Consider the following 22,859-nt stretch of genomic DNA (forward strand, 5'->3'; position numbering starts at 1 on the left):
ATACACCAGTGAAGAACAAAATGAAAAAACCCGCTTCAATGCTGCTTGCGCTTTCCATGCTCACGCTTGCCCTATCGGCTTGCGGGTCCAACGACAAAAGCAGTAACGCATCTAGCGCGCCTAGCGCAACGACGGAGCCGAGCGCGTCCACGCCTGCGGAAAGCAAAGCGCCTGAAGCGGGTTCGGTCAAATTGAAGTTCTATGCGCAATACAGCGGCGTTGAAATACCGGTATACGATGCTGCGAAAGAAGCTTTGAAGCAAGCGATGCCGGAAGTTGAAGTCGAGTTCGAAGTTGCGGCACAAGACGATGAGCAAAAAATCAAAACTTATGCGGCTGCAGGATCTTTGCCGGACATTTTCTTCGCGTCCAGCGGCTTAATCGAAACGTTGAAAAAATCGGACAACCTGTACGTAATGGACGATGTCATCAAAGCGAACAACATCGAGTCCTTGCTGAACGAAAGCTCCAAACCGATGTTGTGGAACAAGGACGGCCATTCTTACTCCGTTCCTAACGTAGGACAATGGGCAGGCGTTTTCTATTACAACAAAGATCTGTTCGCGCAAAACGACATCAAAGTTCCGACGAACTACGATGAATTACTCGCGGCGGTCAAAGCGTTCAAAGCGAAAAACATTACGCCTCTCGCGCTGTTCGGTAAAGAAAAATGGCCTGGCGTGCTCATGCTCGACATGGCGATCACCGGTTCCGGCGATGCGGCCGCTTTGAAGAAGCTCGACGCCGGCGAAGGCACGTTCTCGGACGAGATTTACACGAAAGGCGTAAACAAAATTTCCGAGTTGATCAAAGCGGGACTTCTAAGCAAAAACGCCTTCAACACGACGGCGGATGACGCAGCGGCGCAGTTCAAGTCCGGCAAAGCAGCAATGCTGATCAACGGCGCATGGTCAATGGCTTTCCAATACGAGAACCTGGGTGACAAGCTGGACATTATGTACAACCCGCTAGTCGATGCTGACAAAGCCGACCAAGTGCAATGGAACATGAGCGGCGGCGGTTTCAACCAAGGCTTCGCTGTTTCCAAAAATTCGAAAAACGTGGAAGTAGCGGCTAAATACGCGGCACTGTTCTCCATCGAGTTCGCCAAACAACGCGTCATTCAATTGGCGGATCCTAACTCGATCCTCGTCGAGAAAGTCGTACCTACGAACGGTTTGAACCCGGTTCAACAAAAATATTCGGATGATTCCGCGAACTTCAAGTCGATGACGACTTTCGCTTGGGGCTATGAAAACGCGAAATACAAAACCGCGATCGAAGATAACACGCAAAAGCTGTTCGCGGGACAAAAAACGGACGACTACATCAAAGATATGAACAAAGCTCTCGAAACGGCTCGTAAATAAAAAAATAAATGGAACGAAAACAGGTTGTCCTTGTCATCTGGGACAACCTGTTGTTCGGAAAGGAGGAGCACATGACAACGAAAGCAAAATACAATTTGGCGCTGCTCGTCTTTACCGTGCCGACGTTGGTCTTTTTTACGGTCATTGTCGTCATTCCGATTTTGCAGACGTTTCAGAAAAGCTTCTTTGATTGGGATGGCTTATCGCCGGCAACTTTTATCGGTTTAGACAACTATGCTCGTCTCTTGGAAGACGACGATTTCTGGGTCTCGCTCATGAACGGGCTCATCTTCGCCCTTGTGCTGGTCGTATACCAGATGGGCTTGGGAACATTGCTCGCGATCGCGCTGAGCAACAAGAGTTTGAAAGGCCACAAGTTTTTCCGTACGAGCTATTTCGTTCCGGTCGTGCTATCCGGCGTCGTCGTATCCCAGCTGTGGATCGCGATTTACAACGCGGACGGAGGTTTGATCAACAGTTTGTTCGCGATGTTCGGCATTAACTACGAGCAAGCTTGGTTGGTCGGCGAGCATACATCGATCTGGGCAATCGCTTTTTCTGGCGCTTGGCATAACTTAGGCATTCAATTCGTGCTCATCTACACGGCGATCAAATCTATTCCCGAGCATCTGTACGAAGCTGCGAAGATCGACGGAGCCCCATTCTGGAAAATGCACTGGAAAATCACGATTCCGCTCCTTAGCGAAACGTATAAATTTTGCCTTATTATCGCCATTACGGGCGGTTTAAACGCATTCCAGAACATGTTCGTCATGACGAACGGCGGTCCCGGCAATATTTCGTATACGTTAACCTTTATGATGTACAAAGCCGCATTCCGCTCGGGCGAATACGGATATGGCTCCGCAGCCGCAGCGATCCTGGTTCTCGAGTGCTTGCTGTTCACGATTCTCATTAATAAATTCGTGGCGAGAGACAAATTAAGTTATTAAGGAGAGGGATCTTATGTTAAAGCGATTGACATCTCGAGCGCTGGTTTACGGTCCACTCTCGTTTTTCGTGCTGGTCAGCCTGTATCCGCTCATCTGGTTGCTGTTCTATTCCTTTAAGGACAACGAAGAGATTTTCTCGACCAACGTATTCGGCATTCCGAAGCATTGGCGCTTCGAAAATTACAGCAACGCCTTCGGCGTATTCGATATCGTCGCGTATTTCAAGAACAGCTTGATCGTATCGATCGGAACGGTTGTATTTACGGGAATTCTTGCCCTGATGTTCTCCTATGCAGCCGCGAGAATGAAGTGGAAGTTCGCCAACGCAAGCAGAGTTTACATGACTGCGGGAATGTTCATTCCGATGCAGATCATTTTGATTCCGCTCTTGATTATGGAGCGTACGTTGCATTTGCAGAACAGTTATTTAGCCGTAATCGTACCTTATGTTGCTTTTCAACTGTCGTTCGCAACGATTATATTCTATGCCTTTTTCCGATCGTTGCCTTATGAAATCGAAGAATCAGCAGCCATTGACGGCGCTAGCGTATATACGATTTTCTTCCGCATAATGGTTCCGCTCGTGAAGCCGGCCATCGCATCGGTAAGCATATTCGTCTTCCTGTTTTCTTGGAACGAATTTCTGGTCGCGTTGATTATGATAAGCGAAAATTCGCTAAAGACTTTGCCGCTCGGCCTGTTGTATTTCCAGACGCAGTTCGGTTCCGATTGGGGCGCGATGGGCGCCGTCATGGTCATTTCGACCGTTCCGACGATTATCGTCTACCTGTTGTTCTCCGAACAAATCGAGAAAGCGTTGAGCGTAAGTTCGGCAGTGAAAGGTTAAACGGCATATTGTCATGATGATGAAATTGGCATAGGGATTGGCAAGGAGGAAGAACATGCTGTATCAAGTTGGGAATAGAGAATTTACGGTAAGCGGGGGCGGAGAAGGTTTCCGTTACTTGGTTGAGCCTGCGGGCGAGTCGGAAGGCATAGCTTATGTCCGCTTCGCGATAGAAGCGGACGAGCCTTTGATCCCGGAAGCGATCCGCTTATCTTGGGAATATCCTGCGATCGATATATCGGGGTATTGGGATCCGGGAGCGAACCGGGAAAAAGGAATCAGAATCGATTTCAGCGCGCCTTTCTATTCGAAGGCAACTTCGCTTGCTCCCGTATGCTCGCTATACAACGCGGCCGGACACAATCGGTTGACGGTCGCCTTGTCGGATGCGATGCGGCCGGTCCTTATGCGCGCCGGCATTCGCGAGGAGTCCGCTCAATTCGAACTGTCGCTGGAGCTGTTCACGGAAGCTTGTCCGCCGATCGACCGATACGAAGCGATCATCCGAATCGACACGAGAGACATCTTCTATGCGGACAGCTTGCGGGAAGTCGGGGACTGGTGGGCGTCCATTCCGGGATATGAGCCAGCCAAGGTTCCGGAAACGGCGCGGCTTCCGATGTACTCGACGTGGTACAGCTTTCATCAGCAGCTGGATCCTGAGGAAATCGAGAAGCAATGCCTTCTGGCCAAGCAGCTCGGATGCGAAGCGGTTATCGTGGACGATGGCTGGCAAACCGCCAACAACGAACGAGGATACGCTTATTGCGGCGACTGGGAAACGTCGGCAGACCGGATTCCGGACATGAAAGGGTTCGTCGATAACGTACATGCGTTGGGGATGAAGTTTATTCTCTGGTATTCCGTTCCTTTCGTCGGCCGGTACTCCAAGGCATGGAGTCGGTTCGAAGGGAAATTCATCAATACCTACGATGGTCCGGACACGGCGGTATTCGATCCGCGTTTTCCCGAGGTCCGGGAATATTTGATTGGCATTTACGAGAACGCTTTGCGGGATTGGGATATCGACGGCTTTAAGCTCGATTTCGTCGATTCGTTCAATCTATCGGAGGAAATGAGATTCTCGTTAGGAGAGGGCAGAGATTACGATTCCGTGCCCGAGGCGGTCGATCGCCTGCTCTCCGACGTTATGACGAGACTTAAGGGGATTAAACCCGACGTCATGATCGAGTTTCGTCAAAAATACGTAGGCCCTCTCATGAGAAAATACGGCAACATGTTCCGGGTCGCGGATTGCCCGAACAACTACAGCCAGAATCGAATCGGTTCGATCGATATTCGCCTGCTCAGCGGCGATACCGCCGTTCATTCGGACATGATGATGTGGAACTGGAACGATAAACCGGAGAACGTAGCTTTGCAGTTCATTCATTCTCTATTCTCCGTGCCGCAGCTATCGGTTCTCATTGACCGGCTGCCGGAGGAGCATCGACGGGTCGTCGCATACTGGCTGGCGTTCTGGCGCGAGCAACGGGAATTGCTATTGGATGGCTCGTTGCGCCCGCTTGCCCCGGATTTCATGTATCCGGTTGTCTATGCCAATGACGAAAGACGGTTTCTCGCCGCCGTATACGGCGAGCAAATCGTTAGAGTGGATAGATCGGCGTCGGAATGTTACTTATTCATCAACGGGACTTCTCGCGATTCGATAATCGTGGAGCTGGAGAAACGGATCGAGGGCAGAATGACCGTGTTGGATTGTGCGGGGACGGAGGTTTCGAACCGTCAAGTTCGGCTCGATCCAGGCATTCATCGCTTTAAGGTTCCCCCTTCGGGAATGATTCGGATGAAGCATGAGTAAAGAGAAGAAACTTCTGAAGTGGCAATGGATCGTCTTCGGACTGTGCTGGCTCGGTTACGCAAGCGTCTACTTCGGGAGAGTAAACTTATCCATCGCATTGCCGGACATTCAACAAGCATTCGATTTCAGTAAATCGCAGATCAGCTTAATCAGCAGCATATTCTTCTGGGTGTATGCCATCGGCAAGCTAATAAACGGAATGATCGGCGACAAGGTATCGGGCAGGATGTTCGTCTTTCTTGGCTTGCTCTTAGCGGGCGTGGCCAACATTTTATTCGGTTTTACCGCATCGCTCATGGCCATGGTGCTGATTTGGTCCGTTAATGCTTACGTCCAGTCGGGGCTGTGGGGACCGATGTCCAATATGCTTACCCAGTGGTTCAGTTACCAAAGAAAAAGCCTAATCGCGGTCGCGCTCTCGACTTCAATGGTTGCCGGGTACGTGCTCGGTTGGGGCTTGTCCGGTAAAATTTCGGTTGAATTGGGTTGGAGAGCGGCATTCTGGACGCCGGGAATATTCATTGCGGTTTTCTCTTTGGCTTGGTTGCTGCTAAGTAAAAACCATCCGAAGGAAATCGGGTTGAAGTCTCCTAATCTCTATGCGAATGAAGATAGCAGCTTCCCCGTAGAGAAGCTTAGTCTGAGGCAAGCCATCGTCAAAACGAAGCTATGGTACGTGGCGCTGGCCGCGATCGCCCAGTCGGTCGTCAAAGAGGGGATCGCCATCTGGGCACCGATCTTCTTAATGGAAACCCAGCATTTGGACCTTAATCAAACGGTAGGTTTCGTCTTGTTCATCCCGCTGATGAATTTCGTGGGCATTCTGTCCTCGGGATACGTCAATATGTTGTTCAAAAATAACGAGAAGCTGACTACGATTACGATGCTGTTCCTCGGAATGATGTTTGCGCTCGGCCTGATGCTGTTCGGCCACGTTAACGTCATCGTAGCGATGCTGTTTCTCGGATTGTGCTCCGCTGCCATGTTCGGCGCCAATACGATTATTCTGGGAGTGCTGCCGATGTCGTTCTCCAAGTACGGGGCCGTCTCGTCCGTCTCGGGCTTTCTCGATTTCTGCGGCTATATGGCAACGGGAGCGGCGCTTGCGACGACGGGATTCTTCATCGACCATTGGGGCTGGAACGGCGTGCTTGTCTTCTGGATGGTCATTAGCGCATTAGGGATCATCTCCCTCTTTATTAGCCATAGACAAGATTCTCATTTTAACGAAGGGCGATGAGCGACATGAAAGTCCGATTTCTAGGGACTGCCGCCTTCGAAGGCATTCCTGCGCTATTCTGCGGTTGCGAACTGTGCAAGAAGGCTAAGCAGCTTGGCGGTAAAAACTTCCGTACGAGGACGTCCGTCTTGCTGGATGATGACGTCAAAATCGATTTTCCCCCGGACACCTTAACCCATATGTTTCGGGACGGACTTGATCTGGATAAAGTGAAACATATTCTCTTCACCCATTCCCATTCCGATCATCTGTACGCGGAGGATATGGTAGCGAGGTTTCCGGGGTATGCGAAGTCGGAGGACCATCCGATTCACGTGTACGGCAACGACATGACTTTGGCGAAAATCAGGCAAACGTTCGAAGCTAATCAAGGCGAGCGCGGGAAATTCCAGTTGCACCGTGTGCGTGCTTACGAGAGGCTCGAATTGCAGACCGCGATGGCTGTTCCGCTTCTTGCGGCCCATGACCCGAACGAGACTTGCCTGCTCTATTATATCGAGAAGGATGGCAAATCCCTTCTGTACGGGCACGATACCGGCACGATACCGGAAGAAACTTGGGCTTGGCTGAAGAACAAGAAGCTCGACTTCGTTATTTTGGAATGTACGATGGGAAATATCGACTACCGAAAAACGCACATGAACGTCGAAGCGGTGCTCGAAACGCAAGCCAGAATGCAGGAGTACGGAATGCTGAAGCCGGGTAGCCAAATCGTCGTTACCCATTTCTCGCACAATGCGCAGTTGCTGCATTCGGATTTAGAAGAAATTTTTGCGCCTCATTCTATTACCGTTGCGTATGATGGGATGGTTGTCGAAGTTTGAGTTTGAGAGTTTTAGGAGTTTTGATCATCGGCAAGTATGATCTTGAATAAGAAAAGGGCCTGCTCTCGGAAAAATTTTTCCGTAAGCAGGCCTTTTATTTATTTGCTTGACTATTCAACCGTAATCGAGCCAATCGAAGTCCTCAGCTTCAATAGCGGTCCTCCGCCGTTTCTTTTACTTTCTCCAAGATCGGCTCCCGTCACCTGACCTAGCTCCGTAACCGTCTCCAGATCGCATGCTAGGGAATCGGCAAGCTTGGCGATAATGCTTCCGACTTCCGTAGCCGCTTCGAGCCTGCTATCGCTATCCATTCGGTCAATTCCGAGTTGAACGCTGCCAGTCGAAGACTGGATACGGGATTCCCCGACGATACGTGCCCCCTCGATGAGGATGGAGCCCACATCATTATGTACATCATACTTCCCTTCTAGATTACTGAGTTGAAGGGAACCGACATTGCTTGTAATCTCGTAGCTTGTGATACCTGCGGGAATCTCAACGACATAATCAATGGACATTTCCGAGTAGCCGTATTTATCTTGCGCCCAGTCCCACATATTATGTTTCGGATGATCCTTCGGGTGGGTGACGATTTTCAACTGATCTCCGTCCGCGATAACCTCGGTTTCGGCGTTATCCAATATCGCATGAAGATCCTTCTCGGAGGCTCTTTCCTTATTAACCCAGATTGTGGTGCTCACGGTCATTTGATCGTCTGAAGTGGTTTTCACTTCAATGTTTCCGACTTCGTTATGGAGCAATACGCTTGTAGCCGATCCGATCTCTTGTTTGAGGGATAATTTATTGTTCAAGCCGTTTTGTTTCGTTTCGTCCATCCAATCTATCGTCGCATTTTGCACGGTTTTCGAAATCGAGTTGTTGACCTTTTCGACTTGTTTGTTTACGTTCTCTTCGATCTTATCGTCGGACAGCTCGGCGCAGCCGGCCAGCAGTCCCATTGTGATGACCATTGTCATGATCTGTATAGATTTATAGTTTCTTCTTCTCATCCTAGTGAACGCTCCTCTGAATAATGAATGCATACGATCTTATCATGACTTGTTGTTATTATACGATAATGGAAATACGAGGGGATACAGTCAAGGGGCTTATGTTGAACTAGACCTTAGTCGGGGAATAGCGGCGATAGGAACAATAGCACATTATTGGGATAGTCCAATCTCTGGACACATGCCTTTCATAGGATACAAAGGCTCGTAAGTTTGATGATGAGAGGAGGTTCATCTCACATGGAGGAAATGTATCACTTATGCAATAAACATATGAATCGCCGGGTACGCCTTCATACTCGTTGCGGATGTTATGAAGGGGTTATCGTTGGCGTAGATAGGGAGAACGTCTATTTACGGACATCGGACGGACTCCGTTTATCGGGCAAAGCTCATACGTCGGCATGGGGGTTTGGTGGCGGTGGAGAAATTTTAACTTTATCCCTGTTTACGTTACTGGCTTTAGCTTTGATCTGAAGCTATATTCTCTCTTACAGGCTTGATTGTTCGCTATGCGATAGACAAACGAATTTAATCTGCTATGATACCTTTAAGACCCTCTCGAAGGGTCTATTTTTCTATGAGGAGGAATTGAACTATGAAAACGTTGTTCAAGCTTATGACAGAGTATGTATCCGCTGGAAAAGAGGGGGATACTCTGTATGAGCCATAGTGACAACGCGAAGTTTAATGAAGAGTTGATCGCTCAAGCAACCTATTTCGAACAAGAGAAGTCTGAACTGCTACGAAAGCTTTACCCGGATGCGGCGAAAGTAGAAGAATTGCAAAAACTTATTAACAGATATATGGATCATATCCAGTTGGTTCTGGATGGCTCCTTGCAAGGGGAAACGGATTTTCTTGCTTGGATTGGTTCGGTTGTCACCGTCGTTGATGACATAGAAGGCTTCGAAGAAACTTACAAAATCGTATTGCCGCAGCATATCGATGCGGATCTTGGGCATATTTCCTTCATGTCTCCGTTGGGAAGCAAGCTTCTTTTAGCCCGTGTAGGCGATCGAATCGAAGTGGATTCTCCTTCCGGAAGTTATGGCATGCTCTTATCCGACGTGTCTTTCGGCTGACGGAATTCTTATCGAATACAACTGTAAGGCTGTCGATGATATCGGCAGTCTTATTTGATTAGAATGTAATGGAACTTAATATAGCGCTTATATCAAAGAGATCACGGGGGGATAACAATGTGGAACGGGGATGCATTCCTAGATACATTGGTTGTGCAAGCGCGCCTCCAAAGGGAAAATCGCGCTCAATCGGAGCCGACGGAGCAGAAAAAGACTAGGCTTATACGATCGCTTAGGGAGTCCCTTGGCGAATTCGAGCTTACGGAAGCTGATCGCCCAACTATGCTTGAGAGGGTCGAGTGCGACGGCTTCATTAGAGAACGGGTGGAATTATCTGCGGTCTCTGGTTTGACATTCGGAGCTTATATCCTTATCCCATCGAAGCCTTCGGGAAAGCTGCCCGGCGTAATTGCCGTTCACGGCCACGGTTATGGCAGCAGGCAAATATGCGGGATGCGGGAAGACGGAGCAAGCGATAACGGCGATCCGGACGTCTATCAGCATTTCGCGATTCAGCTCGTCAAGAAGGGGTTCGTCGTGATCGCGCCGGACGTGATCGGCTTCGGCGAGCGCAGGCTGGAGTCCGATCTTGCGGTAGATCCGAATGCGCCGAACTCTTACCATACTCTGTCTACGCACTTGCTCATGCTTGGTAAGACGCTGACAGGACTTAGAGTTGCTGAATTGCTCGGTACGCTCGATTATTTCGCGCGACGACCGGAAATCGATTCGGATAAAATCGGAATTGCGGGATTTTCCGGCGGATCGCTAATCGCATACGTTGCCGCGGTTCTTGATGAACGTATACGAGCGTCTTTGTTAATCGGATTTCCGAATACGTATCAGGATAGCCTTATGGCCGTTCGTCATTGCTTGTGCAACTATACGCCGGGGATTCTGATGCAAGCTGAACTCCCCGAGCTGATCGGGTTGATCGCACCGCGCCCGTTATTCCTGGAGTCGGGCGATGCCGATCCGATTTTTCCGGCTCACGGATTTACTAAGGCCGTTCAAGAGCTGAAGCGGATCTATAGACAAGCGAATGCCGAACACTTAATCGGATTCGATTTATTTCATGGGAAGCATGAAATTAGTGGACGATATTCTTTCGATTGGCTCCAATCGGTATTGGCGAAAGGGGAGCAATAGGCTGATCTTTTTCGACGGCTCCGCGCATAAGCTTGAACCATGGAATCCTAGGACGACCTCGTAGGTAGTGCAAAGGGAGGCATGGGGATATGAGTATGCGCAGAAAATGGGGGAATGGATTTTCTTGGGCCTTCATGAGGAACTTATCTTTACCTAAGCGCGCTCCGAGGAAATGGGGTGGGCGATCGGTTTCTTTGCGCGGCGGAGTTATTCCAAAGCCGAAACCAAGGAAGTGGGGAGGGGGATTTACCTCATCATATGGCGGAACTCCTTCCAGGCCGCAACCTCGCAAATGGGGAACGCGAAAATGGTTCTCTACTAGCCGCCGCGGATCCGGTTATACGCCAGCCAAGAAATTCGCTCCGCCCAAGCGACCGCAACGCAGGCTGAAGCGCAAGCATTTCTGGCTGATCATGGCGCTGTTGATGACATTCATCCTTGTTCAAGGGACGATCTTCCTGGATCGGGAGCTTCGGCAGCCGCTCATGTTTCTGGCCAAAATCCGCGTTCACCAGCTAGCGACGGAAGCGATCAATACGGCGATCAAGGAAGAAATCGCACAAACGGCCGATTCGGATCAGATGATCCGCTGGAAGACGAATGTGGAAGGTAAAATTACCGGATTCGAGATCGATTACAAACAGCAAATGGCGATTACGGCGAAAACGATCGATGTCGTGAACCGCGTGCTGAAGGAGCACGAAGATGTTCCGGAGCGAATTCCGGTGGGGCATGCGTTGAACAGTCCGTTTATTTCCTCGATCGGACCGAGCGTATCTGTCCGATTTCATCCGGCAAGCGTGCTTAAAGTAGACGTCGAGACGGAATCTAGGGATGCGGGCATTAATATGCTGCTCGTGGAAGTGTACGTTCGCATTCGAACGGAAATTTCCGTCGTTATCCCTTTCGATAAAGAGCCTGAAACGTTGGAAACGAAAATCCCGCTCTCCTATGCGTTAGTCGTTGGGGACGTCCCAACGTACTATTACGACAATAACGGCAATCCCGTAGGCAACGGCGCCGCACAAGCTCCTTCGATCGCGCTCCCTACGCCCAATAATGCGCTCGGAGAGTCGGTCCCGCAAGAGGAACACTGAAGCGGTTAACTAGTCGATAAGGCTGCTGAAGGCATAACAAGACTGCCGGCAATTCGGCGGTCTTATTTGTCTTAGTAATAGGTGATCAACGTAATCCGAACCAGCCCAAACCCGAACTATAAGTTAAGAGCACGGAAATCCGGTGAGGTCACTTGATACCGAACGATTCGGGTGCTTTCCTTGGCGAAAGGAATTAGTAATCCCTTTTCTATAAGCGTATGAAGATGCCTTGCAGCCGTTTTTCTATGTATGCCAAGCTTTGAAGCGGTTAACGAAGGCGTAATTGGCGAATCGTTCGCGCAGGCTAGGTCATATATGGCCTTCTCAGAAGGTGACAGCCGAGCCGAATTCATGTTGCTTAATCTACCGAACAATTGTTGGAGGATTTGCTGGCAGCGACGCGGTTTATCTTTAACGTCGTCGTAAGAAAATCTCATCACGATCCAACCGTCGACCACAAGGTGATTTTGCCGAATTAATTGGTCCGCGAATTGGTACCGGTCCAAATCCTTCAAAAGCGTACCATAGCCGTCAACCTCGATGCAGATTTTATAGCCTTCAGTAATAAACGCAAAGTCTAAGTAACGCCAACCGTCTTTGAAATCTCTGACCGCAAATTCTGCATTCAAGTTTGCGAAATGTCCAAACGAAGGCCACCAGACTTGGGCAAGAAACATTTTCTCGGCATGATTGGAAATATCAGTAAGCCTTCGTTTTCGCTCGCCTTTGCTCTTTGTCCTCTGAACATTCATCCATGATTCGTAAGTTACTTCAAACATTTCATCAAGTTGAATCCCAGGCTGGTTTTTCATCGCGAGTAAACTTCCTCTCTATTAAATTTAAAAAGCCGCCCTAACCGGTATTTATCCGGTAAGAGCGGCGTGTGCTTCACGGCCGTAGTGATTTGTTGTGTTTCTGCTAAATTACCTCAAAAATGGAATTTTAACAAGTGTTATTTTGATTTTGACCATGTGCGGCGAACGAAGGCCAAAAATGTACCTTGGCTGGTGGATGATTGGTGAGTGCGGGGAACGAAGGCCAAAAATGTGCCATGGTTGGCGGACGAATGGTGAATCCGGCGAACGAAGGCTAAAAAAGTGTCTTGGATAGCGGACGGTTGGTGAGTTCGGCGAACGAAGGCCAAAAATGTGCCTTGGCTAGTGGATGGTTGGTGAGTGCGGGGAACGAAGGCCAAAAATGTGCCATGGTTGGCGGACGAATGGTGAATCCGGCGAACGAAGGCTAAAAAAGTGTCTTGGTTAGCGGACGGTTGGTGAGTTCGGCGAACGAAGGCCAAAAATGTGCCTTGGCTAGTGGATGGTTGGTGAGTGCGGGGAACGAAGGCCAAAAATGTGCCTTGGTTGGCGGATGAATGGTGAGTGCGGCGAATGAAGGCCAAAAATGTGCCTTGGCTGGTGGATGGTTGGTGAGTTCGGCGAACGAAGGCCAAAAATGTCCTTGGTTGGCGGATGGTTGGTGGGAGCGGCGAACGAAGGCACAAAATGTACCTTGGCTGGCGCATGGTTGGTGTGTGCCGCGAACGTAGGCCAAAAAAGTACCTTGGTTAGCGGACGAATGGTGAATCCGGCGAACGAAGGCTAAAAAAGTGTCTTGGTTAGCGGACGGATGGTGAATTCGGCGAACGAAGGCACAAAATGTACCTTGGCTGGCGCATGGTTGGTGAGTGCCGCGAACGAAGGCCAAAAAAGTACCTTGGTTAGCGGACGAATGGTGAATCCGGCGAACGAAGGCTAAAAAAGTGTCTTGGTTAGCGGACGGATGGTGAATTCGGCGAACGAAGGCACAAAATGTACCTTGGCTCGCGCAAGGTTGGTGAGTGCTGCGAACGAAGGCCAAAAATGTTCCTTGGCTGGCGGACGGTTGGTGACTCCGGCGAACGAAGGCCAAAAATGTGCCTTGGCTAGAGGATGGTTGGTGAGTGCGGGGAACGAAGGCCAAAAATGTTCCATGGTTGGCGGACGAATGGTGAATCCGGCGAACGAAGGCTAAAAAAGTGTCTTGGTTAGCGGACGGATGGTGAATTCGGCGAACGAAGGCACAAAATGTACCTTGGCTGGCGCAGGGTTGGTGAGTGCGGCGAACGAAGCCCAAAAATGTAACTTGGTTGGCGGACGAAGGGTGAATCCGGCGAACGACGGCACAAAATGTACCTTGGCTGGGGCATGGTTGGTGAGTGCGGGGAACGAAGGCCAAAAATGTACCTTGGCTGGGGCATGGTTGGTGAGTGCGGGGAACGAAGGCCAAAAATGTACCTTGGCTGGGGCATGGTTGGTGAGTGCGGGGAACGAAGGCCAAAAATGTACCTTGGCTGGCGGACGGATGGTGAATCCGGCGAACGAAGGCACAAAATGTACCTTGGCTGGCGCATGGTTGGTGAGTGCGGTGAACGAAGGCCAAAAATGTACCTTGGCTGGCGGACGGATGGTGAATCCGGCGAACGAAGGCCAAAAATGTGCCTTGGTTGGCGGACGAATGGTGAATCCGGCGAACGAAGGCCAAAAATGTACCTTGGCTGGCGGACGGATGGTGAATCCGGCGAACGAAGGCCAAAAATGTACCTTGGCTGGCGGACGGATGGTGAATCCGGCGAACGAAGGCCAAAAATGTACCTTGGCTGGCGGACGGATGGTGAATCCGGCGAACGAAGGCCAAAAATGTACCTTGGCTGGCGGACGGATGGTGAATCCGGCGAACGAAGGCCAAAAATGTGCCTTGGTTGGCGGACGAATGGTGAATCCGGCGAACGAAGGCCAAAAATGTACCTTGGCTGGTGGATGGTTGGTGAGTGCGGCGAATAAAGCGCAAATAAATAATAAATAAACACACGTGCACAAATGTTCGAAAATGTGTGTTATAATAAATTCAAACGAAAACGAACTAGGAGGCTGTTCATAATGGAAATCAGACACTCAACCAATCCGGCCGATGCCAAGCACTACGACACCGCGAGGCTGCGCCAGCAATATTTAATCGAGAGCTTATTTGAAGCCGATCAAGTAAAGATGGTTTACGCGCATGACGACCGTTTGATCATCGGAGGCGCATTGCCGATCAAAGAATCGTTAACGATCGAAGCGGCGGACGTGCTTAAGACGGAATATTTTCTGGAGCGCAGGGAGATCGGATTTATTAATATCGGCGGAGAAGCCGTGATAGACGTAGATGGAGAACGTTATACGCTCGGCAAGCTCGACACGTTATATGTTGGTAAAGGGGCACGCGAGTTGAAGCTGTCCAGCGGCAATGCATCCGAACCGGCTAAAATTTATTTCACTTCCGCGCTGGCTCATGCGACATATCCAACCCGCAAAGTGTCCGTGCAAGAAGCGAATACGCTTAACTTAGGTTCGCTTGAGTCGTCCAACGAGCGCACCATTCACCAGATCATTCACGAGAATGGCGTGCAGAGCTGCCAACTGATGCTCGGCGTAACGTTGTTTAAACCGGGAAGCGTCTGGAATACGATGCCGGCTCACGTGCATGACCGTCGTATGGAAGCGTATCTCTATTTCGATATGAATGCGGACGCCAGAGTGTTCCATTTCATGGGCGAAGCGAACGAGACCCGTCATCTGGTCGTCGCTAACGAACAAGCGATTATTTCGCCGGCTTGGTCGATCCATTCTGGAGCGGGAACGAGCAGCTACGCATTCATCTGGGCAATGGCCGGAGAAAACTATACGTTCAAAGATATGGATGTCGTGCCTATGGATGCGTTAAAGTAGAGTAAGAATAAGGTTATGAGAACAACCTCTACTGGGAGGAAAGCCCCATTATGCTTGCCGTAACGCGCCATCAATCGATTCTTGATCTGCTTCAAACGCAAGGCACCGTACAGGTATCCGAGTTAAGCGAGCTTATGTCCGTAACGCCTAAGACGATTCGCGAGGACCTGGAGAAGTTAGAAGAAAAAGGGTTGCTGACCCGGATTCACGGGGGAGCGGTAAGCCGATCCGATCAATCTGATCCGATGCTCCCTCTGCAGATTCCGAATACGAAACGTTCCAAGGAAAAGGAAGCGATCGCCGTTCACGCGCTACGTTATATACGCGAAGACGACGTCATTGCGCTGGATGCGGGAAGTACGACATTAGAGATCGCCAAGCGGCTTCCTAATATTCCGCTTACCGTATTAACCAATGATTTGCTTATTATCCGGGAACTGATGATGAAGGAGCATATTCGTCTAGTCGTTCCCGGGGGTTATCGTCATCGAAACGTGTTGATCGGCAATGATGCCTTGGATTGGCTCACCCGTTTGAATGTTCAGAAGTTGTTTTTATCGGCGACGGGAGTTCACGATAAGTTCGGCTTGTCCGTGTTCACCGGCGAATTGCTTGATTTGAAGAAAGCTTATTTGTCCGGCGCGAAGGAAATCTATGGCGTTGCCGATCATAGCAAGTTCGATCGCGCGGCGCTCCAGACGTTCGCCGCGTTGCAAGATTTGGATGTTCTGATTACGGACGACGGGCTCGACGATGAGACATTCCGTCGATACGAAGGAGGTTCGGTGAAAATTGAAAGAGCAGCAACGGAATTTATTTGATCTCACCGGCAAAACCGCTATCGTTACCGGAGCGGGACGCGGCTTAGGGCAAGCAATCGCGACCGGATTAGCAGAAGCGGGAGCGAACCTCGTGCTCGTCACGAACCGCACCTCGGCGGAAGGGACGAAAGCGAAAGTCGAAGCGTTAGGTAGCAAAGCGCGCATCGTGCAAGTCGATGTTGCCGACCGCAGCAAGTTGCCTTCGATCCTCGATGCGGCGATCGAGACGTTCGGAGGATTGGATATTCTCGTTAACAACGCCGGCATTATCCGTCGCACCCCTGCCGTAGAGCATGCTTATTCCGATTGGCAGGAAGTGCTGGACGTCAACTTGAATTCGGTATTCGTCCTTTGCCAGCTAGCCGGAGAGCTGATGATCGAACAAGGCTATGGCAAAATAATCAATATCGCGTCGATGCTATCTTTTCAAGGAGGCATTAACGTTCCCGGCTATACGGCGAGCAAACACGCGGTTGCCGGATTGACCAAAGCGCTAGCGAACGAATGGGCTTCCAAGGGCGTTCAGGTAAATGCGATAGCGCCCGGATATATGGCAACCGACAACACGGAAGCTCTTCGTAACGATCCTGCTCGCAGCCGCCAAATCCTCGATCGTATTCCTGCGGGGCGCTGGGGAACGGACGAGGACATGATCGGACCTGCCATCTTCCTCGCATCGGGAGCGTCCGATTATATGAATGGGCATGTCCTTTGCGTCGATGGTGGCTGGATGAACCGCTAACTAAAGCACTTCCCTTTTACCTCAATCAATGGTGAACGCGAATGGCTTTGCGTTCTTCGCGTTCCCATCGATACAACATGGGATAAGGGTCGAATGCCCATTCTACGAGTCCTCTGTCCCGATAAATACCATAGTGTAGGTGAGGCGGAAATTTCCCTTGCGTTCCCGGACGACCGTATCCGGAGCTGCCGACCCATCCAATCGTTTGACCTGGCCGGACAATGTCTCCGGCTTTTAATTTTTTCTCGAAGCCGGACAGATGGGCGTAATAATGATACAAATTGTTTAGGTCTCTTATCCCGATCCGCCAACCTCCGAACGCATTCCATCCCTTAATTTCGATGACCCCATAACAAGTACTGCGGACAGGTACGCCATGGTTCGCGAAGATGTCCGTTCCCTCGTGAATTCTTTTTCCGCCCCATCCGCGGCTGTTTCCCCATGTGCTTCTGAAGGAGTAGATGCTATTCAGGGGAAGGGGGAAAGCATGCCCGGATAAATCCAATCGATCGAAATGCTTGTACAGCTTAGAAAACTGCAATATCCGCTGCACGGCGCGGGTATTATGATAATATTCCCACAGTCCGATGCCGACATCGTCTTCTGCGCTTCCATGAACGAGCACTTGGGAGGCTACCGAATAAAGCAGGTCTTCATCTTGGTTACGGTCGGCGATTCCATCGCCTGAGCCGTCTTTCCCGACACCGTGAAAAAATCGGATGGATTCGGGGTGAGTGTCCTCCTTCTCCGGGTTCAAATATCCGCTCCAGTTGGTATCGGAGACGAAAACCCCAGTCACCGAATCTTCCCGGACAGGTCTTGTTTTAGGATGCGCTCTGGTAATCGTTCGTTCATACTGGTCGATAGCGGCTACTGTTTGCCAATCCAAGCCGGTTTTGAGGCTGATGGACTCATAAAGTTTAAGACGTTGTTTGTTTTTGGCGGCCTCGGAAAGTTTTTCTTTGTCCGAAGCGAATGCATTTTGCTCGAACCCATTCGTGCTTAGGGCAATTACGATGACAGCAAGCGTGATTCGCGATCCGGATTTTAATATGCTTGGCCATCTTCGCCATAAGGTTAGCAACATGACCCCTCCCTCGTTGTCGACATGTAGAAGTAGGGTTTACAGATCATTGGTTTTTATCCGAATCGTGCTATAATAAGAAGGACAGAAAGAGGGGAATTTCAATGACGACCAGCGCGAAACCGCGTAAGCCTGACTGGTTGAAGATTAAGCTAACGACAGGCGAGCCTTATCAAGAGCTTAAACAAGTGATGCGAAGCAAAACGCTTCATACGGTTTGCGAAGAAGCACGTTGTCCGAATATATATGAATGCTGGGCAAATCGAACGGCGACGTTCATGATTCTGGGAGATCTTTGTACCCGAGCTTGCCGATTCTGCGCTGTAAAAACGGGATTGCCGACCGAGCTAGACATACAGGAGCCCGACAGAGTAGCGGAAGCTGCCGAGCAGATGGGTTTGAAGCATTGCGTAGTAACCTCCGTAGCAAGGGATGATTTGAAGGATGGCGGAGCTTCCATCTTCGCGGCTACCGTGAAGGCGATACGGAAACGGCTACCTTTCTGTAGCGTGGAAGTGCTTATTCCGGATTTTCTCGGTAATATCGACTCCTTGCAGATTGTCATGGACGCCAACCCGGATATCCTTAACCATAATATCGAAACGGTTGCACGCCTTTCTGATCGAGTGCGGGCCAAAGCTAAGTATCCACGCTCCCTGGAGTTGATCAGGCGGGCCAAAGAAATGAAACCGGACATTCCGACGAAGTCCAGTATTATGCTGGGGTTAGGGGAAACGTACGAGGAGATTCTGCAAGCGATGGATGATCTGCGTGCGGTGGATTGCAATATATTGACTTTGGGCCAATATTTGCAGCCTTCGTCATCGCATTTGAACGTCGTTCGTTACGTACATCCAGATGAATTCGCTGCACTGAAGGAAGAAGGATTGAAACGCGGGTTTTCCCACGTGGAATCGGCACCTTTCGTGCGCAGCTCGTACCATGCGCATGAACAAGTTAAATCGGCTGAAGCAAGGACGAACAGTGTTCGGGAGGAGAGCCTATCATGATCTTCATGGCAGGAGGTAACGCGTTCTCGCTAGTGCACGAATACAAAAGCGGATGGAATCCTGAAGCTTTTCGCGAGAGATATAGCGAGGTATTGGAGCGATTCGATTATATCGTAGGGGACTGGGGTTACAACCAGTTGCGTCTTCGGGGTTTCTATCGGGACGGGCATCCCCGGGCGACCAAGGAAAGCGCAATCTCCAGCTTTATCGATTACATTAACGAGTATTGCAATTTTGGTTGCGCGCATTTCGTGCTATCCAAGATGGACAGTAACGCCTTGCCTCCCGGTGTGGAAATCTCGAAAGAAGAGTCCCCGGAGGCTATCGTTGCCCTGAACGAAACGGGGGAACAAGTAGCCGAGACTGCCGCTGCTCTTAGCGGTCCGATTATGCGTTGGCCTCTTAAGGAACGCGCTGGAGGGCCTGTTCGGGCACCGAATATTACGGTATCCGCGGTGGCCAGAGCTGCCGCGGACGCAGAGCGCCGCAATGCGGGCGGAAATGCGAACCCCAATTCCAATGCCGCAGGCTCGTCTTCGCAATCTCGCGGGGGCCAATCTAGGCAAGGGAATGACAACAGGCAAGGACGGTCTTCCAACGGTTCTGCTTACGGCGGCGAACGCCGCCCTCAACAGCAGGCTCAAGGTGGAGGCCAAACATCGAACAAGCCACCTTACCCGCCAAGAGGTCCACGCCCTCAAGGGGGAGAACAAGCAAAGCGGTCAACCGAGGAAAACCGGAATCCGGAATCCGGTAACGCGAGCTTCAATAACGAGGGCTCTCGAGGCGAGGGCGCTCGCAACGATAATCGTTGGCAAGGGAAAAACCGCCGCCGCAAAAGCTTCGGCGGCAAACCGAATCAACGCCCGAACGGTGCGGCTCCGCGTCCAGAAGCCGGCTCTCCTAGATCCGGTGAATAACAAGCGAATAAGGAATGAAACAATAACGGCCAACCCACGATGTGCGGGATGGCCGTTGTTTGTGTTAGATAGAACCGATGAAAGCTTCTCGAACGCGATTCCAGAAAGGAAACGGGCGATGCCTGGCGAACGTGATCTTGCTATCCGCCACTTTGCAAGTGATCGAGCTTACCCCGGACATCTGCATGACCAGATGATCGATTCCGATGAACAATTCTTCTTCCGGGTCAGGAACGATGTCGCAATGATGATGTTTAGGCAAGATGACCGATGACCCGAGCGTGCGGTATACGCGATTGTTAATGGAGGCAATTTCCGCGATTTGCAACGCTTCCAGCGAAGGGTGAATGACTGCGCCTCCGAGACTTTTGTTATAGCCCGTGCTTCCCGAAGGGGTAGAGATGACGATTCCGTCTCCGCGGAACATCTCGAATGGTTCGTCATTAATATGAACGGCGGACACCAATGTACCGTCGACGCTTTTTAACGTAAATTCGTTCAACGCAAGAAATTCGGATTTTCCAGCCGTACTGGAAATTTCCACGTGCAATAGCGGGTATTGAATTTTACGGGGCTCCGAGGAAACCATTAAGTCCAGCAATTCGGATAGCTCGTCCTTTTTCCAATCCGCGTAAAATCCGAGATGGCCCGTATGTATCCCAATAAAAGACACCTGTTCAAGCTGGTTCTTGAATCGGTGGAAAGCTTGCAGAAGGGTGCCGTCACCGCCGATCGATACGACGATTTCAGGTGAGTGTTCATTGATCATGAATCCTCTAGCTTTCGCCAGAGCATGAAATTCCTCCGATAATGCCCGGGATAATCGGTCTCCCCGGTCAAGCAATGCATAGTTCAAAGTTGGCCGCTCCTTCCGACGATGTACAAGAACATGACTTGATCATAAACAATAACGATAGTGAATTCAATCCTTCCCGACGCGATCCGCTTGAGTGTTCGCTTAATTTCTATAATGGTTGCGTTTCCATCCGATTTTGCGTATCCCGATTGCGATCGAGCCCGCAATGACGATAAAAGCGAGGATTAGGAAGAAGAGAATGGGCAGCCCGGTCAGTGCCGGGATGAATGTTTGTTCCAAAAATGCTCCGCTCGGTTTCCAAGGGGTTCCAATCGCCCATGCGAAAAAAGTTGGATTGGCGCTCTCTTCTAAGTGAAACCATGGCCAAACGACGTAGACGAGCAACATGGCAAGAAAGCCATGGATTAACCGGGCCCGCGCGAAGGGGAAATACCGCCAAGCGGTGCGGCTCATCAGACCGGCCACTTGCGCATGCACGGACAAGCCTCCCCAAGAAAGAACGAATGCCGCTACGGCGACGCGATCAACGAGCGGAAGCGATTGGTCGGCCGCGGCGGCTTTCGCCCCGAGGGTAACTTCAAACGTCCCGTTCATGAAAGCAGAGGCAAGATTAGGTGATAAACCGAGGCTGTTCAATAACATGGCTATCGTATCGCGGAACAAGGACAAAATCCCGCTATGGACGAGGAGGTCTAATATCGCGGAGAAAAAAACGACCAATCCGCCGACGATCATCATCAATGCGAGGGAGGATTGGAGCGATTGCTGCAGCAACACCCCGAAAGGTCTCCCATCCGCGATCCGGGCTTTGTGCATCGCGGATAACGCTGCTCGCAATCGATTGCCGGTAGGAGGGGGGGCTTGTTCCAAAGCCGGCTCGTCTTTATTCCATTGGAAGCGAGAACCGATTCCGATCAGAAGAGCGCTGCTATAATGGGCTACGGCAAGCGCGGGGGCCACCTGCAGGCTGCCGAAAAATCCGATGCAGACGGCTCCGATAAGAAATATCGGATCCGAGGTAGTCGTCATCGCAACCAAACGCTCACCTTGCGATCTGGTGATCAGCTTTTGTTCCATCATGCGCGAGGTGAGCCGCGAACCGACGGGATATCCAGATACGAATCCCATGGCTACGATAAATCCCCCGACGCCGGGCAGGCGAAACAACGGGCGCATGAACGGGTCGAGCAAAGTACCCGCCAAGTGAACGATTCCAAAGCCGAGCAACAAGTCGGATAGAACGAAGAATGGAAACAATGCCGGAAACAGCACTTCCCACCAAACGGCTACTCCCCTCAAAGAAGCGTTCAAGGCAACCTGAGCGTCCGCCAAAGCTAAACATCCGATCAATAATGAAGTTCCTCCGATTGCGATCACGCCTGCCAGCGTCAATCGACGGGACGGTTTTGCAGTTTTATGCGGCAACAATTCCAAGCGATACCCCTCCATCCACAACAGATCTCTCGTGTCAATATATGTGCGGGCTCGGACAATCTTTCCGCTCGGCGGAAAAAGACAAAACCTTTAATGTAATCGTTTACAAAAAGTTCGTGTAGATTGTTTCCGGCTATGCTACAATAAGATTAGGAATTCCAGAATTACTGCGAAAGTCAAATTCATCGAAGCTGGAGTGATGAGAATGGCGGGAATCGTTGCAGGATTGATTGTATGCGCTTTCGTATATGTCATTCGTGAGTCTTTGGTAAGCGCGGAAGAAGAGATGTAGGCCTCATATCCTCTGTCGGCAACTTGCCGATTTAGATCGCCCCTCACGGGCGATTTTTGTATTTCTAGAGAAGTCCGATCTGGGCTTTGTGGTATAATAAGCATGAATTAAGGGCGTTGCCGCGTAGGCTTTCGGCTCAATCCCAACCCGAACTCACGGATACCTTTTACTGCCGTGTTCTCATTATAGGAGGTACAAATTGTCTAGCTACGCTACACTTTACGAAGCGCTTGGGGGCGCGGAAGCGATACGCGATCTGGTCTCAAGATTCTACCCTAAAGTACAAGCCCATCCGCTGCTGGCGCCTCTGTTTCCCGAGGATATCCATCCGGTTATGGAGAAGCAGATCTTATTTTTAACGCAGTTTCTGGGCGGTCCTTCGTTATATTCCGATCAATACGGACATCCCATGATGCGGGCGCGCCATTTACCTTTCGAAATTACGCCGGAGAGGGCGGCGGCATGGCTTGGATGCATGTCTTCGGCACTTGGGGAAATGTCCGTACCTGAGCCTTTACGGCAGCTAACGATCGAGAGATTGTCCGGTCCTGCCCATCATTTCGTAAATACCGAATCAGATACGACAGCCAATTAAG

24 protein-coding genes and 1 pseudogene are annotated in these 22,859 nt (G+C 50.5%); 20 read left to right on the top strand and 5 right to left on the bottom strand.

Annotated elements, in window-relative coordinates:
• Window positions 1–8: 8 nt before the first annotated feature.
• The 6 genes from L3D05_RS22630 (at window position 9) to L3D05_RS22655 (ending at window position 7,056) form a co-directional block, all read left to right on the top strand.
• A complete protein-coding gene (locus L3D05_RS22630; protein ID WP_239618652.1) occupies window positions 9–1,370 on the top strand; it encodes an ABC transporter substrate-binding protein in 1,362 nt (453 codons plus the stop codon).
• Between the two features lie 71 nt (window positions 1,371–1,441).
• On the top strand, window positions 1,442–2,323 hold the full coding sequence (locus tag L3D05_RS22635; protein ID WP_239618653.1) for a carbohydrate ABC transporter permease: 882 nt from the start codon (window positions 1,442–1,444) through the stop codon (window positions 2,321–2,323).
• A 13-nt stretch (window positions 2,324–2,336) separates the two neighbouring features.
• A complete protein-coding gene (locus L3D05_RS22640) occupies window positions 2,337–3,170 on the top strand; it encodes a carbohydrate ABC transporter permease (RefSeq protein WP_239618654.1) in 834 nt (277 codons plus the stop codon).
• A gap of 55 nt (window positions 3,171–3,225) precedes the next feature.
• Window positions 3,226–4,992 carry a glycoside hydrolase family 36 protein gene (locus L3D05_RS22645; RefSeq protein WP_239618655.1) on the top strand — a complete coding sequence of 589 codons (1,767 nt, stop codon included), beginning with the start codon at window positions 3,226–3,228 and terminating at the stop codon, window positions 4,990–4,992.
• The gene (locus L3D05_RS22650; protein ID WP_239618656.1) at window positions 4,985–6,232 is read left to right on the top strand and encodes an MFS transporter; all 1,248 of its coding nucleotides are present in this window, start codon (window positions 4,985–4,987) and stop codon (window positions 6,230–6,232) included. The genes L3D05_RS22645 and L3D05_RS22650 overlap by 8 nt, the downstream gene beginning before the upstream one ends.
• Before the next feature lie 5 nt (window positions 6,233–6,237).
• Window positions 6,238–7,056 carry an MBL fold metallo-hydrolase gene (locus L3D05_RS22655; protein WP_239618657.1) on the top strand — a complete coding sequence of 273 codons (819 nt, stop codon included), beginning with the start codon at window positions 6,238–6,240 and terminating at the stop codon, window positions 7,054–7,056.
• Window positions 7,057–7,166: 110 nt separating this feature from the next.
• Here the strand turns inward: L3D05_RS22655 and L3D05_RS22660 are convergent, their stop codons facing one another.
• Window positions 7,167–8,066, bottom strand: a complete 900-nt coding sequence (locus tag L3D05_RS22660; protein WP_239618658.1) for a hypothetical protein — start codon at window positions 8,064–8,066, stop codon at window positions 7,167–7,169.
• Between the two features lie 240 nt (window positions 8,067–8,306).
• Here L3D05_RS22660 and L3D05_RS22665 point away from each other — a divergent pair, with 240 nt between their 5' ends.
• The 4 genes from L3D05_RS22665 (at window position 8,307) to yunB (ending at window position 11,397) form a co-directional block, all read left to right on the top strand.
• The gene (locus tag L3D05_RS22665) at window positions 8,307–8,543 is read left to right on the top strand and encodes a hypothetical protein (protein ID WP_239618659.1); all 237 of its coding nucleotides are present in this window, start codon (window positions 8,307–8,309) and stop codon (window positions 8,541–8,543) included.
• Between the two features lie 185 nt (window positions 8,544–8,728).
• Complete coding sequence (locus L3D05_RS22670; RefSeq protein ID WP_239618660.1) at window positions 8,729–9,151, top strand: GreA/GreB family elongation factor; 423 nt, start codon at window positions 8,729–8,731, stop codon at window positions 9,149–9,151.
• A 117-nt stretch (window positions 9,152–9,268) separates the two neighbouring features.
• On the top strand, window positions 9,269–10,300 hold the full coding sequence (locus L3D05_RS22675; protein ID WP_239618661.1) for a dienelactone hydrolase family protein: 1,032 nt from the start codon (window positions 9,269–9,271) through the stop codon (window positions 10,298–10,300).
• Between the two features lie 89 nt (window positions 10,301–10,389).
• Entirely contained in the window at window positions 10,390–11,397 is a 1,008-nt protein-coding gene (gene yunB / locus L3D05_RS22680) for a sporulation protein YunB (RefSeq protein ID WP_239618662.1), read from the top strand.
• 116 nt (window positions 11,398–11,513) lie between these two features.
• Here the strand turns inward: yunB and L3D05_RS22685 are convergent, their stop codons facing one another.
• Window positions 11,514–12,209: a helix-turn-helix domain-containing protein gene (locus L3D05_RS22685; RefSeq protein WP_239618663.1), complete on the bottom strand. Its 696-nt coding sequence runs from the start codon at window positions 12,207–12,209 to the stop codon at window positions 11,514–11,516.
• A 640-nt stretch (window positions 12,210–12,849) separates the two neighbouring features.
• Here L3D05_RS22685 and L3D05_RS22690 point away from each other — a divergent pair.
• The 7 genes from L3D05_RS22690 (at window position 12,850) to kduD (ending at window position 16,706) form a co-directional block, all read left to right on the top strand.
• Window positions 12,850–12,999 (top strand): hypothetical protein, encoded by a 150-nt coding sequence (locus tag L3D05_RS22690; protein ID WP_239618664.1) that lies wholly within the window; start codon window positions 12,850–12,852, stop codon window positions 12,997–12,999.
• Window positions 13,000–13,023: 24 nt separating this feature from the next.
• The gene (locus tag L3D05_RS26525) at window positions 13,024–13,152 is read left to right on the top strand and encodes a hypothetical protein (RefSeq protein ID WP_255807678.1); all 129 of its coding nucleotides are present in this window, start codon (window positions 13,024–13,026) and stop codon (window positions 13,150–13,152) included.
• 24 nt (window positions 13,153–13,176) lie between these two features.
• Window positions 13,177–13,407: a hypothetical protein gene (locus tag L3D05_RS22695; RefSeq protein WP_239618665.1), complete on the top strand. Its 231-nt coding sequence runs from the start codon at window positions 13,177–13,179 to the stop codon at window positions 13,405–13,407.
• A 24-nt stretch (window positions 13,408–13,431) separates the two neighbouring features.
• The gene (locus tag L3D05_RS22700; RefSeq protein ID WP_239618666.1) at window positions 13,432–14,238 is read left to right on the top strand and encodes a hypothetical protein; all 807 of its coding nucleotides are present in this window, start codon (window positions 13,432–13,434) and stop codon (window positions 14,236–14,238) included.
• A gap of 74 nt (window positions 14,239–14,312) precedes the next feature.
• The gene (kduI, locus tag L3D05_RS22705) at window positions 14,313–15,143 is read left to right on the top strand and encodes a 5-dehydro-4-deoxy-D-glucuronate isomerase (protein ID WP_239618667.1); all 831 of its coding nucleotides are present in this window, start codon (window positions 14,313–14,315) and stop codon (window positions 15,141–15,143) included.
• 50 nt (window positions 15,144–15,193) lie between these two features.
• Window positions 15,194–15,964, top strand: a complete 771-nt coding sequence (locus L3D05_RS22710; protein WP_239618668.1) for a DeoR/GlpR family DNA-binding transcription regulator — start codon at window positions 15,194–15,196, stop codon at window positions 15,962–15,964.
• Window positions 15,936–16,706, top strand: a complete 771-nt coding sequence (gene kduD / locus L3D05_RS22715; RefSeq protein ID WP_239618669.1) for a 2-dehydro-3-deoxy-D-gluconate 5-dehydrogenase KduD — start codon at window positions 15,936–15,938, stop codon at window positions 16,704–16,706. The genes L3D05_RS22710 and kduD overlap by 29 nt, the downstream gene beginning before the upstream one ends.
• Before the next feature lie 25 nt (window positions 16,707–16,731).
• On the opposite strand, the gene L3D05_RS22720 is transcribed toward kduD, so the two are convergent.
• Complete coding sequence (locus L3D05_RS22720; RefSeq protein WP_239618670.1) at window positions 16,732–17,793, bottom strand: M23 family metallopeptidase; 1,062 nt, start codon at window positions 17,791–17,793, stop codon at window positions 16,732–16,734.
• 53 nt (window positions 17,794–17,846) lie between these two features.
• Here L3D05_RS22720 and lipA point away from each other — a divergent pair.
• Both lipA and L3D05_RS22730 read left to right on the top strand, forming a co-directional pair.
• A pseudogene (gene lipA / locus L3D05_RS22725) lies at window positions 17,847–18,800 on the top strand (lipoyl synthase); the annotation flags it as partial.
• Window positions 18,797–19,720, top strand: a complete 924-nt coding sequence (locus tag L3D05_RS22730; protein WP_239618672.1) for a YutD family protein — start codon at window positions 18,797–18,799, stop codon at window positions 19,718–19,720. The pseudogene lipA and the gene L3D05_RS22730, both read left to right, overlap by 4 nt.
• A 64-nt stretch (window positions 19,721–19,784) precedes the next feature.
• Here L3D05_RS22730 and L3D05_RS22735 read toward each other — a convergent pair whose 3' ends face one another.
• Both L3D05_RS22735 and L3D05_RS22740 read right to left on the bottom strand, forming a co-directional pair.
• Window positions 19,785–20,576: an NAD kinase gene (locus L3D05_RS22735; RefSeq protein WP_239618673.1), complete on the bottom strand. Its 792-nt coding sequence runs from the start codon at window positions 20,574–20,576 to the stop codon at window positions 19,785–19,787.
• Window positions 20,577–20,678: 102 nt separating this feature from the next.
• Entirely contained in the window at window positions 20,679–21,971 is a 1,293-nt protein-coding gene (locus L3D05_RS22740) for a nucleoside recognition domain-containing protein (RefSeq protein ID WP_239618674.1), read from the bottom strand.
• Window positions 21,972–22,462: 491 nt separating this feature from the next.
• Here L3D05_RS22740 and L3D05_RS22745 point away from each other — a divergent pair, with 491 nt between their 5' ends.
• Window positions 22,463–22,858, top strand: a complete 396-nt coding sequence (locus tag L3D05_RS22745) for a globin domain-containing protein (RefSeq protein ID WP_239618675.1) — start codon at window positions 22,463–22,465, stop codon at window positions 22,856–22,858.
• Window position 22,859: the final 1 nt, after the last annotated feature.

The organism is Cohnella mopanensis, from assembly GCF_022352055.1.
GTDB lineage: Bacteria > Bacillota > Bacilli > Paenibacillales > Paenibacillaceae > Cohnella > Cohnella mopanensis.